Origin of the sequence: Vibrio sp. 10N.222.54.E6, from assembly GCF_041473955.1 — a bacterium.
Taxonomy (GTDB): domain Bacteria; phylum Pseudomonadota; class Gammaproteobacteria; order Enterobacterales; family Vibrionaceae; genus Vibrio; species Vibrio tasmaniensis_A.
In genome coordinates this window covers 171,652-187,816 of sequence record NZ_JBFRTD010000028.1, presented here as the reverse complement: position 1 = coordinate 187,816, position 16,165 = coordinate 171,652, and the positions used below count along the sequence as shown (strand labels likewise).

Genomic DNA, 16,165 nt, shown 5'->3' with positions numbered 1-16,165 from the left:
GCTATCAGAGCTATCAGAGCAGATAATGATCCGCCAACAAAGCAACAAACAAAATCATAAGATGATAAATGGAGAACTTAAAGGTCTTCATCGCCATATTAGGTTCATCACGATATTTCAGAACCCACGCGTGATAGACAAACCCACCGTTGAGCACCAAAGACGCGCTCAGATATATCCAACTGCTCATGCCAACTAATACTGGTAACACACACACGATGCTTAACAACAATGTATACAGCAAAATTGAAGTCTTGGTGTATTCGATTCCGTGGGTCACGGGCAACATGGGAATATTCACTTTGGCATACTCATCACGACGATGAATTGCCAACGCCCAGAAGTGCGGAGGTGTCCAAATAAAGATGATCATCACCAACAACCAAGCATTTGAATGAAGCTCGTTGGTGACTGCCGTCCAGCCCAGTAGAGGTGGCATTGCGCCTGCGATCCCTGCGATCACAATGTTTTGTGGCGTCGCTCGTTTTAAGTACATGGTATAAATCACTGCGTAACCCAACAAGCTTGCAAAGGTTAACCAAGCGGTGAGTTGATTGACCCACACCATTAACGTGGCAAACCCAAGTAAGCCGATACCCGCGGCAAAGCTGAACACACGCACACTACTCAGTTCACCGGATGGTAAAGGACGTCGATTTGTTCGAGTCATCTGGCCGTCGATCTTTTTATCGATCAAATGGTTAAACGCAGCGGCTGAACCTGCCATCAGCCCTATCCCAATCATCCCGAACACAGTTTGCTGTAAAGGTAATCCATTAGGCACAGCCAAACACATTCCAACCAATGCCGTCAGCAACATCAAAGCCACCACTTTAGGCTTGGTCAGCGTTAAATAAATTTTCCAAGTGGCTTTGTTTTTTATAGCAATTTCGTTACTTAAAGCTATGTCATTGTTGACTGCTATCTTATGAGTTAAGGCTGCGTCTTGAGCCACCACTTCATACTGTGTTGACGTTCTACTGACCATGATTACCTCCTTGTAATACACTGTTTTTCACCAAGCTCTCACTCGGTTTGTGTTGCCACACGACAAAATTGGTTACAACCATGCTGATGAGCAACATCGCTGCGACTAGGTTATGCAAAACCGCAACTGAGATTGGCAGATGAAACCATACATTACTGATCCCAAGGCTAATTTGAGTAAACAGGACTATTGCGACAATCACGCTCAGCTTTTGGTGAGGCGCTTGGCCAAATTTCCATAGCTGGTACACGATCATCAGCACCGTTAACGTCGCCACAATAGCCCCGAACCTGTGCATGACATGGATGGTAAGCCTTGCGGGATACTCCAACACGCCAAACTCATAGTTATCATGGCCGTGTTGAGCAAAATCGAAGGCATTCTTGAAATCTAAATAGCTTGTCCAGTTCCCTTCACAGATAGGTAATTGGGTACACACCAGAGCGGCATAATTAGACGATGTCCAGCCACCAAGCAGTATCTGCCCAACCACAATGAGTAATCCGAATAGTGCCGAGACTTTAAGTGGTGAAGAATAGGTAGCCTCACCAAAACGGCTTTGGAATTGAGACAAACGACAGTAGAGCAGACACAGCAGTGACAACAACGTGAAGCCCCCCATCAAATGCGCCATAACCACAACGGGCATCAACTTGAGAGTCACCGTCCACATTCCAAGCAAAGCCTGAAATATCACGGTTGCAGAGATAAGTAACGGAAGACCAGCAGCTGTTATATTCTTTTTAATACACCAAGCAACAACGACAAAGATAAGCAGCCCTAATGTTCCTGCAAAGTAGCGGTGGATCATCTCTATCCAAGCTTTGTCTGCTTCGAGAGCTCGTTCTGGAAATTGTAGATTGGCTTGATTAACGGCTTGGGTATTCGAGGGAACGGTAATCTTTCCATAGCACCCAGGCCAGTCAGGACAGCCAAGGCCAGCATCAGACAAACGGGTATAAGCGCCGAGCACAATCACGGTAAGGGTTAACAAGATAGTTAATCTCATCATGTGCATGAGTAAATCAGGGGCTTTATTCTGCATCGTTTATCTCCCTATACTTATTCCCTTTTCGCTAACAACACTCAGCATTAACGCAATCTGCTAAAGCTCATCAACTCAAGCTTATCAACTTAAGCTGATTAACTACCCAACTCGTGACAGCTTGAGTAGCTTTCTTAAATCATGAATCATGCCTTTAGATTGGCTGACTAGCTGCGAAGGATCAGAAACACTTTTGTATTCCATAACCAATTGCCCGAGTGGGTCAATTATGACAATGGAAGCTGGTGCAAACTCAGTACTTAATTGATCACCACCTGCTAACAAAGATAAATCAGGCTTGTTGAGCGAACCCGACAACGAGTTACCTTCTGAGACGAAAACAACGGCGGTCACTCGCTCTTTGTTTTTCCCTAGCGCCAAGTAACTTTGATTCAAATAATGGAGTTGTTGTTCGCATAAGCTTTCACACTCTGTGGGAGCGATATAACCCACAACCCAACCCTCTCCAGCCATGGGTACCGTTACGCCGAAATCCGCTAGTGTAATTCTTGGTTCTACCAATTCGCCTGAGTTAGTGACACCTGACGTATACCAATTTTGATCCAACACAGTTTTGGCGATAATGGCTGGCAAAGCGAAAATTAAAACGAGTCCGATTAATACCAAGCGTCCTTTAGTACGACGGCTTCTGAGCTCAGCCATGTTTGCCTCGGTACTTTCCCTGTTCACTTGTGCTTGAGACTTATCCATCGTTGTTCTCCGTGATAGGTGTCGCTTTTAGGTACCGATAGCCAATTAACAACATCAAAAACAAAAGTACCGCAGCCATAACAAACCATTGAAATGAGTAACCAAAGTGCTTCTCAGATTTCATCGCCGTTGGACGCCATAACATTTCATAGGGCCATGCATCTAAACTCTGAGGTTGGAAGACAAAGGGCAGCACTTCTTGCCCGGTGTACTGTGATAGCGCTGTTATGTTTAAGTTTTGAATTCTATTCGGTGTCGTATTTTCTAATCCCAACTCATGACTTAGAGGGTTCAACGAACGTGTGTACAAACGCCCTGACATATTGGTTGGTAGTGTGATGCTTCCTAATTGGGGTAGCTCTCTTCTGTCACGGCTCGCTGCAACGAACCCAAGATCGATCAACAGTTGTTTTCTTCCATCTTGTGTTGGAACTTCGCCCAACATGTAGATCACATACCCTACCGTTCCTTGGTTAATCTGGTTGTCTAACAAAACCACTAATCCACTGGGTGCTTCCAGCTCAAGGTCAACTCTCAAACCATTTAAAGACGGCTGTTCAGATGCACCTTGCATTTGTGTACGCGAGCCCTTCCATTCAGAGATAACCGTGTCCAATGACCTAGACGATTGCTGCGCTCTTTCTGATAGCTGCTGTTCATAGCGCAATTTCTCGTTACCTCGATCTAACTGCCACAAACCCAACTTGATTAAAGCGCCGACTGAAACCACAGTTAAAACAACCGCTATCCAAAAACCTTTACTGCGGAACTTGTGTTCATCATCAATCAATCGGTTTGGAGTTATCACTATGGCGTCATCTACCTTTGTGTTGTTGTTTAAAATTGTGTTAGTCGCTTTGCTGTTCTTCATCGCTTTCAATTTGATGAAAGGCCTAATTCAAATCGCCTCTGGTAAACACAATGGCAAAAGACTGAGTCACTTCTTAGGTCGCCGTGTGATGCTGTCTGCCATCGTCGTGCTATTGTTGTTACTTGCCCTAGCCTCAGGCACCATCACTCCAAATCCAAGACCTTACTAAGGCATTCAAGTTTTCAAACTTATTTATTCTTCAATACACGACTTAAAGCAGCCCCGTATATCATCAAAGTACATAGACAAACACGAACAGGCCTAACCAAACCACATCAACAAAGTGCCAATACCAACTGCCCGCTTGGAACGCAAAGTGGTCTTTCGGAGTGAAGTGGTCTTTCGCAACCCTTGCCAGCAACACGATCAAAAAGATAGTTCCTAAACAGACATGCAAACCATGGAACCCAGTCAACAAGAAGAAGGTATTGCCGTAGATACCAGACTGAAGTGTCAGCCCCATCTCTTGATAAGCGTGAAGATACTCTTCAACTTGAAAGAACAGGAAGAAGCCAGCCAGAACAATGGTTATCTCCAACCAGACGATCAAAGCCATACGCTTATTTTGTTCAAGACTGATATGTGCCATGTGCAGCGTCACAGAGGAAAGCAGCAGGATAATGGTGTTCTTAAGCGGGATACCTTGCCAAGGCATGGCTTGTGTCGTTACGCCATCAGGGGTAGTCGTTAGCGGCCATATTGATTGGAACATCGGCCACAATACTTCATGGGTCATTTCATTATTGCCCGCACCACCAATCCAAGGAACAGAAATCATGCGTGCATAGAAAAGCGCGCCAAAAAAAGCGCCGAAGAACATGATTTCGGAGAAAATAAACCAACTCATTCCTTGTCTAAAAGAACGAGAAATCTGCTCAGAATAGAGACCACTCAATGATTCTGTGATCACATTGCTAAACCAACCTGCGAGCATGTAAAGCAGCACTGCAAACCCGACTAACAACACCGCTTTGCCAAATACTCCACCTGCGGCGTCGGTGCCCATGTTTTGCACCGTCAAGCCAGCGCCAACTGCGACCAAAAACAGTGCTACAGCACCCACCAATGGCCAGTGGCTTTGGTGTGGAACGAAATAAACTTCCTTTTTAGAACTCATCGCTCAACTCCTTTTGTTGATTCTGGTTCTGTAAACCCCTAGTTACTTGCGAGTGTGCTCAATGTTGATGTACTCACTTCAGGCTTACTTGCCTCTCCACTCACCTGACTCGTGATGTTAAACAGCGTATATGAGAGCGTGAGTGTATGTATCGATTCTGGAATATCTGGCTCAATGTAAAATATCAAACCCATTTCTGCGCTCTTGTGCCCGTCCAATGGCTGCTGATTAAAGCAAAAGCATTCCATCTTATTGAAGTAAGTTGCTCCCATACCTGGAGAAACCGATGGTACGGCTTGGCCAACCAATGAGGCTCCAGAAAGGTTTTTGGCAATGTAGTTAGTTTGAACCACCTCACCAGGATGAACCTCTAATACTCGAACCTCAGGCGAAAACTGCCACGGCATATCTGGCTTAATGTGCGACATGAATTCAACACGAACAGTACGAGAGTAATCAGGCTGCATTCCCTGAGGTTGAACGGCAGAGACCGTGTTGGTTTTGCCGTTGATCCCCAAGGCTTCACACATTACGTCATACAGAGGAACCAAAGCGAAACCGAAGCCAAACATCGCGACCACGCTCAACACCAAGTAGCCCGTCAGCTTTTTAGTCGAGCGCTTATTAGACAGGCGCTTTGGTTGTTTTTTATCTTGATTGGGATCGCTTTGCTTATCACTCATAGCTAATCCCTCTAGTCTACTTTAGGTGGATGAGTAAAGGTGTGGTGAGGCGCTGGGCTTGGTACTGTCCATTCTAGCCCTTCAGCCCTATCCCAAGGCTTGCTTGGTGCAGGCTCTCCGCCTCTTACGCACTTAATAGCCAGCCATAAGAAAATCAACTGAGACAACCCAAAGGCAAAACCACCAATCGATACCACTTGGTTAACGTCAGCAAATTGAATGGCGTAATCTGGAATACGACGCGGCATGCCCGCTAGCCCTAAAAAGTGCATAGGGAAGAACAGTACATTAACTGAGATTACCGACGTCCAGAAGTGCCACAGACTGAGCTTGTGGTCGTACATATGCCCTGTCCATTTCGGCAGCCAGTAATAAGCTGCGGCCATAATTGAGAACACGGCGCCTGTCACCAGAACATAATGGAAATGAGCCACAACAAAATAGGTATCGTGGTATTGGAAATCCGCAGGCACGATAGCAAGCATCAATCCAGATAACCCACCAATCGTAAACAAAACAATAAAGGCAATCGCAAACAGCATTGGGGTTTCAAAAGTCAAAGCACCCCGCCACATGGTCGCCACCCAGTTGAAGACTTTCACCCCGGTCGGCACCGCAATCAGCATAGTGCAATACATGAAGAACAATTCGGCAAATACTGGCATACCCGTGGTGAACATGTGGTGCGCCCAAACCAAGAATGACAACAATGCGATACTACAAGTCGCGTACACCATAGAGTGGTAGCCAAACAGACGCTTGCCACTGAATGCTGGAATGATGGCTGAGACAATACCAAAAGACGGCAAGATCATGATGTACACTTCAGGGTGCCCAAAGAACCAGAATATGTGCTGGAACATCACCGGGTCCCCACCACCAGCGGCATCAAAGAAGCTAGTACCAAAGTATTTGTCGGTCAGCACCATGGTAACCGCACCCGCGAGCACGGGCATCACGGCTATTAATAAGAAAGCGGTAATTAACCATGTCCATACGAACATCGGTAGCTTGAACCAAGTCATACCCGGCGCGCGCATGTTCACTATGGTTACGATCACGTTAATCGCCCCCATGATCGAACTGATCCCCATAATATGAACTGAGAATACGAATAGCGCGGTGCTGTCTGGGCCATAAGTTGTTGAGAGCGGAGCATAAAATGTCCAACCAAAACTCGGCCCGCCTCCCTCAGTAAACAAAGATCCGATCAAGATTAAAAATGCAAAAGGCAGAATCCAGAAACTGAGGTTGTTCATTCTCGGCAACGCCATATCTGGAGCTCCGATCATCATCGGAATCATCCAGTTAGCCAAGCCCGTAAAAGCGGGCATTACTGCGCCAAACACCATGATCAAGCCATGGACAGTGGTCATCTGATTGAAGAAATCGGGCTCAACGAGTTGTAACCCTGGTTGGAACAGCTCCGCACGGATCACCATTGCCATGGCACCACCCGTTAAGAACATCGCAAAACTGAACCAAAGATATAATGTGCCAATGTCTTTATGATTGGTTGAATACAGCCAACGAGCCCAGCCTTTAGGTGCCGCATGTGAGTCGTGATCATCAACAGGCAAATCATTATTACCCAATGTGCCTTCTACAGAATGGCTCAGTGCTTGATCTTCTGCTGGAGCCGATTTCACCGGCTTATTGATTGGTGAACTCATAACTGATCCTTAGCATCATTTTGTGCATCATCCGTTGAGCTTTCAGAACTGCCTTCTTGCTTCGCCTTATAAGCGTTGATATCTGAAGCCTGAACAATATCGCCGGTGTTATTACCCCAAGCATTTCGTTGATAAGTCACTACCGCTGCGATCTCTTTCTCGGTTAACTGATTATCGAATGCTTGCATCGCCGTTCCGCCACGACCATAAACAATGGTGTCGATATGAACATCCACATCACCAAGGGCAATAGGACTTCCTTTGATAGCAGGGAATGCTCCGGGAATGCCTTCACCGTTTGCTTGGTGACAAACCGCACATCGAGTTTTGTAAACCTCTTCACCGATGGTATTCAACTCTTCCAAAGAAAGTGACGCATCTAATGCATCTTTCGCGGCTTGTTGTTCGGCTATCGCCAACTCTTTCTGTTCTGCTAGCCATGCGTCAAACTCGTCTTCTTCCATGGCATGCACCACTATCGGCATGAAACCATGAGCGCGGCCACACAACTCTGCACACTGCCCGCGGTAGACGCCGGGCTCATCTATCTTTGTCCAAGCCTCATTAATAAAACCTGGAATGGTATCTTTCTTAACGGCGAATGCTGGCACCCACCATGAGTGAATCACATCATCGGAAGTCATCAAAAAGCGGACTTTACGATTGATAGGCAGTACAAGTGGCTTATCAACTTCTAGCAGGTAATGCGCGCCTTTCACTTCGATGCCTTCAATCTCTTTGTCACTGGTTGCTAGGAGGCTGAAAAACTCAACGTCTTCACCAAAATAGCTGTAGTGCCATTTCCATTGTGACCCTGTGATTTTTACGGTCAGATCTGATTGGGAGGTGTCTTCCATCGCTATTAAGGTTTTAGTGGCGGGTATCGCCATAGCGATAAGGATAATAATAGGAATGATGGTCCAAAGAATTTCTACTTTCGTGCTTTCGTGAAAATGGGCAGCAACCGCACCCTTCGACTTTCTGTGCCTCAGAATCGAATAGAACATCACTCCAAAAACAACAAAGGCAATCGCACAGCAGATATAGAAGATCAGCATATGAAGCTCGTATACCTTACCGCTGATCTCAGTGACACCTTGAGTCATGTTGTATTCACTGCTTGCATGCACCAAAGGCGACACCAAAACCACAACAAAACTTTTCAAAAGCCACGCTAGCCTAACCAGTAATCTTTTCAAAAGATCTCTCCTTATCCTTCCTAATTGGATACTTGCGACCTAAATGTCGTTGCGAGCTGTGTTTCGTTACGAGCTATATTCGTTGCGAGCTACGTTTCATTACGAACTACATGTCATTACGAGCTATGTGTCATTCCGAGCCAGACAACATTCATTGTTATTCCAGCTGAACATGAAAAGCTGAATCTCAATCTACAACTCACATGGAGCTAGCCTGTAAACGGGCTGCTGACATCATCTGAACTTAAGAACCGATACGGATCATAAGCGTTGTAAGTTTCCACTAAAGATTCAAAAACGACGAACTTGTTAAGTTTTGTTATATTTATGTAAAAGGCTAGTTAGTGATATCCAATTGTTCAAGGTAAGTTTACTTATTAAACAGTCAATTATTTGAAGTGGCTTTACCCATATGCCTTTCCCTTGCTGTTGGAATTTATTTTAAATCGAGTTTTACGATTGCTTTCATAGAAATGATAATCAGTATCATTTAAATTAAATCAACAGAAAGACACCCCGATATTAAAAGGTTTAGTGATTATGCAAGATGCAATGAACTGGTTAGCGAGAGACCCAGACCCAAGAACTCGTGAAGAGCTTCAATACCTTATCGATGAGGGAATGCACGACGAACTTGAAGACCGCTTTATTCAACGATTAGAATTCGGAACGGCGGGACTGCGCGGCAAAGTCGGATGCGGCCCAAATAGAATGAACCGCTTGGTCATACAAGAAACAGCCACAGGCCTTGGCCACTATTTAATTGAACATGTCGAAAATGCCTCTATGCGTGGTGTAGTGGTTGGCTACGACGGTCGTTTAGATTCAAAGCAATTCGCGATTGATACAGCTTCTGTACTCACCGCTTTAGGTATTAAGGTTTACCTAACTTCGAATGTTGCAGCGACACCTATCGTTGCCTTTGGTATTGAGCACTTCAACGCGGCGGCGGCGGTTGTCGTGACGGCGAGCCACAACCCGCCGGAGTACAATGGCTTCAAAGTGTACTGGGAGAATGGCGCTCAAATCATTCCCCCTCATGATGCAGGCATTGCTGCTGAAATAGATATCGCATCGACCAAGCCCATCCCATTGATGAGCCTTAGTGACGCTGAAACACAAGGTAAGTTGGTATGGTTAACTGAAGGTTACTATCAGACCTATCGTGCTGCTATCAACCAGAGTCCACACGTGAGTAAAGAGATCGAATCGGCGAACACCACCATCACCTATACCGCTATGCATGGTGTCGGCGCACAAATGGCGGAAGATCTACTTCATGATTCTGGTTTCCATAAGGTGTTCAGTGTTGCCGAACAGAGAGAACCAGATGGTCACTTCCCAACCGTAAACTTCCCCAATCCGGAAGAAAAAGGCGCGATGGATCTTGTGGTTAACTTAGCAAAAAGTGTCGATGCCGACATCGCTTGCGCTAATGACCCAGATGCAGACCGATTTGCCGTTGCCGTTCGAACCGATGATAAAGTTAGAACTGAAGATGACTCGTACAAAATGCTCACGGGTGACCAAGTGGGTGTGTTATTCGCGCACTACTTGCTATCAAAGCCACACACTAAAAACCAGTTAGTTGGTAACAGTATCGTATCTTCAACTCTACTTGAGAAAGTGGCTCAATCCCATGGTGCGACTTACTTCCAAACGCTGACTGGCTTTAAATGGTTAGCGAATATTGGCATGCAATTAGAAGATGAGAAAAACGAGTTCTTGTTCGCCTATGAAGAAGCGTTAGGCTACACAATTGGTACTCAGGTACGAGACAAAGATGGGCTGTCTGCTATCGTCGTGTTTGCTCAACTGGTTGAGGAGTTAAAATCTCAAGGGCGAACCGTTTGGGATCTTCTCGCTCAAATTTCATTTGAACATGGGGTTCATACCAACGCGCAACGAAGTATTGCCCTAGACCCAGATTCACCATCGATTGGTTCTAAACTCCGAGCGGCACAACCTAAAGCAATAAACGGTGTCGCTATCTCTGTGATTGAAGATCTGCAGTCTTCTTTGCGCTTTATTGTCGGTGGGGCTACCGAAGCGATTAACCTGCCAGTAAGTGACGTACTCATCTATCATCTCGAGGATGGTTCACGCATTATCGTCCGCCCTTCAGGAACAGAACCAAAAGTTAAGGTTTATTATGAGACGGTAACAAAGTTCGAAGGGACAGAAACCTATGACGATACTCGCAAGCGCGGTGAAGAGTACATGGATAGGCTCATCGAACAACACCAGAAAGAGTTGAACTCTTAGATCATCATTCTTTCAAAACATCAGTTCCATGAAGTGCAATATGTAACTGATAGACATAAAAAATGGACGCTCGAAGCGTCCATTTTTGTATCGGCGGCTAACCCCGATAAACTGTTTGAGTTGCAGTCTACGAGGTAAAGAAGGAAGACAACATCCACACCGCTAACACGATGAAAACTCCGCCCATCACTTTTTGCTGATAGGTACGAAACTTTGCATTTTCTACCAAAGATTTACCAATAGTGCCCACTAACGCCACAAGTAAAAAGTTGAACGTCAAACCTAGCACATTCAGCAATAAACCCAGAACGAGCATCTGCTCGCCCGAAGTCGCTTCAATACTCGTCGATACAAACTGCGGTAAGAACATCACGAAAAAAACCAACGCTTTAGGATTAAGCAGGTTACTAATAAGTGCTCGTTGGTAGTACGCTTTTGCAGCACGGTTATCGCTTAACTCAGGCGCATTGCCCTGTTCTGTTCGAAGACAATCCCACCCCATCTTTAATAAGTATGCACCGCCTAATAGATGAAGAGCTTTTAAAGCCACTGGACTCATCGCAATCAATGCTGAAACGCCCATTGCTGCCAATACTGTCAGGATAATTCCAGAAGTCGCATTACCTAAGCTCGCAAACACACCGACTTTACGGCCATAGCTCATGCTTGAGCTTGCGATGAGTAACATATCAGGGCCTGGTAAAAGGAGAAGAGCTACAACGGCCGTCAGGTAAACAGGTAGGATGGTTAAATCGATCATGGGTTTCAGTATTGATAAAAATGGAGGCGAATTTTATATCAATTACTAACACCCTTCCAGATGCAATCAGTTGCTAGGTGTTAAATCAATCGAATTAAACACCATTAATAAACAGTAAAACCAATTTATTAACTAAATACAAAAGACTAATTAACGTGCTACCCACTCGATCTCAATCACAGTGGTTTCACCACACTTTAGACGACCAAGGAAAATATCACCTTGATGTACCTCTCCAACACCTTTCGGAGTGCCCGTCATCACAACATCACCGTCAAGCAAAGTCGTATAAGAAGATAACTCTTCGAGGATGGTCTGTGGGGAATAAAGCATCTGTTCAACATGCCCTTTTTGAACGCGGACACAGTTAATAAATAACTCTATGTTTAAGTCAGATAGGTCCAAGTTATCTATGGGAACAAAGCGACTAAAAACAGCAGAACCATCAAAAGCTTTAGCACGCTCCCAAGGCAGACCTTTCGCCTTCAAACTACTTTGTAACTCGCGTTTGGTAAGGTCTAAACCTAGCCCCACGGCAGAGTATTCACCGTTTTCAACAATGAAGCAGATTTCAGCTTCATAATGTAACGTTTCTTGATGGAAAGATGATAGAGAAGACGTAACGCTAGTGCTCGGCTTATTAAACACCACCATAGAGTCAGGGATAACATTATTAAGCTCTTCGATGTGATCAACATAATTGCGCCCAATACACAGTACTTTGCTGGGTGTTGCTGTTCGTTTCGAATTCATCAATTGCTCCTGATCTACAACGCTGCTCATAGTTTGTCCCTAAACTGTTTTTTAGAGCGCAGAGTTTACCGCATCATTAAAAGAGAATCTTCGACAAGATGGTTACCAATATCTAAATTCTGATCTTTAGCTCAATTAAATGATTTAAATACTTTTATTCGAAGATCGCGACGTATAAGAACTAATGACAAGAGCCTTAGCTACGTAGATCATCGCTGCGTAGACCATAGCTACGTAGATGAAATAAATGGCTGGGTAACATGAAGGAAAAGCTAAAACAGATGCGTATAGAACGAAAGCAGCCCTCTCAAACCAAAAGGCTTGAGAGGGCTTAGCATGGTGTCTAGGACAGTATCCGAAAAGGTAAATTTAAGGAGTAAACACTATGCATAATAGTGGTCAAACTCAATGAGTCGCGACTTATAGGTAGAAACGAGCACCAATAGTCCACTTGTCGTCAGTTTTTCTGTTGTCAGCATCGTTTAGATCAAACTGATAGCCAGTGTAGCCAACAACATTACTCGTAAAGTTGTATTCAGCTTGTAGAGCTAGCTCTTCACGGTCAGTTTGTGTTGCCGCGCCTTTCGTCGCTTCGCCTTCAACAACTTCGTAGTTAACGCTTAAGTTTAAGCTGTTCGCTAAAGCGTAAGCCGCTAGCAATTCATATGCATCACTTTCTTCAAGGCCTACGTTCATGTTTTCGTTTGAAGCGTAGATACCTGCTAGGTATAAACCTGAGCCGTAAGAACCGTATGCAGCAGAAACTAGGTGAGATTCAGCCGTCTTAGAAACACCACCCTCTTTGAAGTCACCAGTGTTGAAGGCATAACCCAATTTAACACCAGCGATTGAGTAACCAAGAGTCGCTTGAATACGGTCATCGTAAGACACCGTTGAACGAGTAGTAACAACAACACCACCAAGAACGTTTTCAGTGTCAGTCGTTACGTCATTGCTGCCCTGCCAACCTAGACCAAAGCTAAGCTCACCCGCTTCACCAAAATCAAATCCGTTGCGGTAACTTGCCATTTTGTCTGCACGACCAGTACCTAGAGCACCGTGGTTGTCGTATAAGAAATCGTTCGCGAAAGCGATCGGCATATCAGTAGCTGAAGCTACATCGTAGTATGGCGCCCACTGCGTACCTGCAACAGCACGACCTAGCTCATCATGAGTTAAACCTACGTAACCAAGACGAGTAGTAAACGATTCGTCACCACCGTTTAGGTAATTAAGCGCCCATTCGCCTTTAGCGTCAGCTGTGAAGCCATTGCCTAATTCTTGCGTAGCATTAAAGTTGATGCGTGGTGAGTTTGTACCAACATCCGTATCGCCTTTCTCTGAACCATTCAGGTTTACAGAAACGTGACCACCAACAGAGAAGGCTGTACCGTCTTCGTTATAAAGCTCTACCGCAACTGCCTGTGTACCAAATACTGCACCAGAAATTGCTAGCGCTAAAAGTTTCTTATTCATTGTCATATCCATTTGTAACTGGGAGAGTGATTCCATAACAACCTCGTACTTACGAAGAGGTTGTTACCTGCATTTAACAAGTGGGAAAACACTAATATACGACTGCCAAAAAAGTTGCATTAAAATATATAAAATAAAAAAAATCGCGCTATAAAAACAAAAAACATCATTAAAAACAAAGTATTAAAAACAAACCTCAAGCTAATTTTTGGTATTCTTTGATATAAAAACCTTTGATTTTTTGATTTTCCAATCATAAAAACAGCATTAGACACTTAAGCTACAAACGACTTTCCAGACCATTCTGCGACATACCATTAACCTAGAAACATCCTGTAACATAATGAGCCGTACTGAAATATTTAGCCTTGTGAAACAATTCCCAATTTGAACTAGGATAAGTTGCTTTATTAATTATTGGCTATTGCTTTATTGAAAGTTCACTAGAGAAAATACAAAAAAAGGGCAACCAATCCGTGACTGGTTGCCCTAATACAAGTTAGTACATTCTTATTTGAAGCAAACCTCAGCCCAACGTGCTAGGCCTGAAGTTACGGAACCAAAATAGTTACCACTCACAATTGGCACATTCGGTACGGCTTGTTGTACTGCTTCTCGAAGAATAGGAGAACGGGCAGAACCACCCGTCATGTAGATGACATCTGGCTTTTTCTGACCTTGTTGAATCGCTTCTTTAACCAATTCAATCATCTTAGATTTTGGCGTTTCAATCGCTTCAATCATCTGCTCAACGGAGATATCCACTTCAATCAGCTCTGATGCAACATTGATTGCTGTTCGATATTGGGAGGATTCTGCCAATGCAATCTTGGCTTCTTCCGCCCGACGCACAATGCTGTAACCTAAAGTATCGTGATAGACCTTCATTAAACGGTCTAACTTTTGAGGCTCTGAAGCTTCTTTACGAAGTAACTTTAACGCGGCTAGGTTTTCCCTTGAATAGAAGTTTTTTTGAGCTTCTACATTGTTTATCGCAATTGGATTCCAGAATTGAGTCAACGGCATATCGATACCCGAAATACCCTTACTACCCATACCGAAAGGTGACATCAATTGTTTGAAGGCAAGGTAAATATCAAGATCATTACCCCCTACCCTTTGTCCACTGTGTGCTAACAAGCTTTGGGTGCGGTTCGCTTTACCAGACCAACTTGGCCCCATTTCTAACAATGAGCAATCGGTGGTACCACCACCAATATCGACAACCAATACCGTTTGGTTCTCAGTCAGAGTACTTTCGTAATCAAGGCCTGCAGCGACCGGTTCAAACTGAAAAGCGATATCAAGGAAACCTGCACGTTTGGCTGCACGTGAGAGTATATCTTCGGCTTGTCGGTTTGCTTCTTCACCACCACGACCGTGGAAGTTAATTGGTCGCCCAATAACAGCTTGTTTGATCGGCTCTTGAGTCGTGATTTCAGCTTGATGCTTGATATTCGCCATCATGGCGCACACTAAATCTTCGAAGAAACTCACCTGAACATCATGCAATCCACTGGCACCAAGGAAAGACTTAGGGGACTTAACGTAATAAACGTCACGAGGGTCTTCCAAATAAAGGTCCAATGCAGCCTGACCAAATGCCATGTCTTCTGGCACTAGGTCGATACTCTCTTCTCGGTTCAGAGCGATAGCACGTCGCAACACCTGCTCACCAATCGCATCACTCGGTTTGATATTCAAATGGCGAAATAGGTGCTCAGAAACGCTCTCACGAGTAGGTGCAAATACCGTTGAGGGAATATAATGGTTGCTACCTTCTAATGGTAACAGGCTTGGTTCTCCATCAACCATCGCCGCGACAGAACAGTTCGCTGTTCCATAATCAAACCCAATAAACATAATATCCCCCACTCAACAAAAGGGGCGAGATGCTACATGAAAAGCCTTTAAATTACGAGGTCATTTGTCGATTTTACTTAGGGTCTGTTGACCTTTCGTGGTTAAATTTTTGTTCGAGATAGAATCGTTTTAGGCGCGGCAAGATGTATGTAGCCTAGTCATTCTAAGTAAATACATCTTAACAAAGTATAAAACGATTCTAACCGAACCCTTCGGGCAGCCTTTGTGGTTCATTTCTACTGTGTTATCGGCTTCTCATGTAGGCTAGCTACACTTCAAAGCCTCTGCCTTGTAGAAATTTCCCACAAAGTGCTGCAAAAATCAGCTCGAAAGATCAACAGACCCTTGTGTTTTTGGTTTGATGACTCTTAAAAAGGAAACAAATATGCTACATTTCAGCCCAAATGAATCATGGGTTAGATAGATGAAAACACCTTGCCGAGCGGCTTGTAAAAATAATGGCGGAATGTGCAGTGGCTGCTTTCGAACAATGGATGAAATTATAGGTTGGAAAGGCTTATCTGAAGACGAACGAACGTCAGTCATGGATAACCTTAGTGGCGAGAGTTCGACTCACCAATGTCCGCAGTGTCATGAGCCAGCTCAATGCGATATTAGTGCGGGTAAAGAGACGTGTTGGTGTTTTGAGTTAGAGAAGCGTGATACTAGCAACATTCCAAAAACTGGTGCGTGCATGTGCCGTAAATGCCTGTCTGCCTTGCCTATTCAGTAGCTTACGAACCTAGTCAATAGTTTTCATA

The 16,165-nt window shown here is 44.5% G+C and carries 15 protein-coding genes; 3 read left to right on the top strand and 12 right to left on the bottom strand.

The genetic code is table 11. From position 1 onward, the window contains the following. Window positions 1-13: 13 nt before the first annotated feature. The 4 genes from cyoE to AB4513_RS16525 form a co-directional block, all read right to left on the bottom strand. A complete protein-coding gene (gene cyoE, locus AB4513_RS16540; RefSeq protein ID WP_009845656.1) occupies window positions 14-988 on the bottom strand; it encodes a heme o synthase in 975 nt (324 codons plus the stop codon). Further along, window positions 978-2,033 carry a heme A synthase gene (locus tag AB4513_RS16535; protein WP_009845657.1) on the bottom strand — a complete coding sequence of 352 codons (1,056 nt, stop codon included), beginning with the start codon at window positions 2,031-2,033 and terminating at the stop codon, window positions 978-980. Before AB4513_RS16535 ends, cyoE begins: the two co-directional genes overlap by 11 nt. 102 nt (window positions 2,034-2,135) lie before the next feature. Further along, window positions 2,136-2,744: a hypothetical protein gene (locus AB4513_RS16530; protein WP_009845658.1), complete on the bottom strand. Its 609-nt coding sequence runs from the start codon at window positions 2,742-2,744 to the stop codon at window positions 2,136-2,138. Further along, complete coding sequence (locus AB4513_RS16525) at window positions 2,737-3,615, bottom strand: SURF1 family protein (RefSeq protein WP_102257518.1); 879 nt, start codon at window positions 3,613-3,615, stop codon at window positions 2,737-2,739. Before AB4513_RS16525 ends, AB4513_RS16530 begins: the two co-directional genes overlap by 8 nt. Here AB4513_RS16525 and AB4513_RS16520 point away from each other — a divergent pair. Beyond that, entirely contained in the window at window positions 3,554-3,784 is a 231-nt protein-coding gene (locus AB4513_RS16520; RefSeq protein ID WP_009845660.1) for a DUF2909 family protein, read from the top strand. The genes AB4513_RS16525 and AB4513_RS16520 overlap by 62 nt on opposite strands. Window positions 3,785-3,847: 63 nt before the next feature. Here the strand turns inward: AB4513_RS16520 and AB4513_RS16515 are convergent, their stop codons facing one another. The 4 genes from AB4513_RS16515 to coxB are packed head-to-tail and all read right to left on the bottom strand — an operon-like array spanning window position 3,848 to window position 8,287. After that, window positions 3,848-4,732: a cytochrome c oxidase subunit 3 gene (locus tag AB4513_RS16515; RefSeq protein WP_009845661.1), complete on the bottom strand. Its 885-nt coding sequence runs from the start codon at window positions 4,730-4,732 to the stop codon at window positions 3,848-3,850. Between the two features lie 38 nt (window positions 4,733-4,770). Then, window positions 4,771-5,415 (bottom strand): cytochrome c oxidase assembly protein, encoded by a 645-nt coding sequence (locus AB4513_RS16510; RefSeq protein WP_009845662.1) that lies wholly within the window; start codon window positions 5,413-5,415, stop codon window positions 4,771-4,773. A gap of 11 nt (window positions 5,416-5,426) precedes the next feature. After that, window positions 5,427-7,088, bottom strand: a complete 1,662-nt coding sequence (gene ctaD / locus AB4513_RS16505; RefSeq protein ID WP_009845663.1) for a cytochrome c oxidase subunit I — start codon at window positions 7,086-7,088, stop codon at window positions 5,427-5,429. Further along, on the bottom strand, window positions 7,085-8,287 hold the full coding sequence (gene coxB / locus AB4513_RS16500) for a cytochrome c oxidase subunit II (RefSeq protein ID WP_009845664.1): 1,203 nt from the start codon (window positions 8,285-8,287) through the stop codon (window positions 7,085-7,087). Before coxB ends, ctaD begins: the two co-directional genes overlap by 4 nt. Before the next feature lie 540 nt (window positions 8,288-8,827). Here coxB and AB4513_RS16495 point away from each other — a divergent pair. Then, entirely contained in the window at window positions 8,828-10,552 is a 1,725-nt protein-coding gene (locus AB4513_RS16495; RefSeq protein WP_009845665.1) for a phospho-sugar mutase, read from the top strand. Between the two features lie 127 nt (window positions 10,553-10,679). On the opposite strand, the gene AB4513_RS16490 is transcribed toward AB4513_RS16495, so the two are convergent. The 4 genes from AB4513_RS16490 to yegD form a co-directional block, all read right to left on the bottom strand. Beyond that, a complete protein-coding gene (locus AB4513_RS16490; protein WP_009845666.1) occupies window positions 10,680-11,312 on the bottom strand; it encodes a LysE family translocator in 633 nt (210 codons plus the stop codon). Between the two features lie 150 nt (window positions 11,313-11,462). After that, entirely contained in the window at window positions 11,463-12,095 is a 633-nt protein-coding gene (locus AB4513_RS16485) for a fumarylacetoacetate hydrolase family protein (RefSeq protein WP_009845667.1), read from the bottom strand. 390 nt (window positions 12,096-12,485) lie between these two features. Further along, window positions 12,486-13,541, bottom strand: coding sequence for a porin (locus AB4513_RS16480; RefSeq protein WP_017097026.1), 1,056 nt, complete (start codon window positions 13,539-13,541; stop codon window positions 12,486-12,488). 510 nt (window positions 13,542-14,051) lie between these two features. Then, window positions 14,052-15,404: a molecular chaperone gene (gene yegD / locus AB4513_RS16475; RefSeq protein WP_009845669.1), complete on the bottom strand. Its 1,353-nt coding sequence runs from the start codon at window positions 15,402-15,404 to the stop codon at window positions 14,052-14,054. 424 nt (window positions 15,405-15,828) lie between these two features. Here yegD and AB4513_RS16470 point away from each other — a divergent pair, with 424 nt between their 5' ends. Beyond that, entirely contained in the window at window positions 15,829-16,137 is a 309-nt protein-coding gene (locus AB4513_RS16470; RefSeq protein ID WP_009845670.1) for a DUF1289 domain-containing protein, read from the top strand. Window positions 16,138-16,165 lie beyond the last annotated feature (28 nt).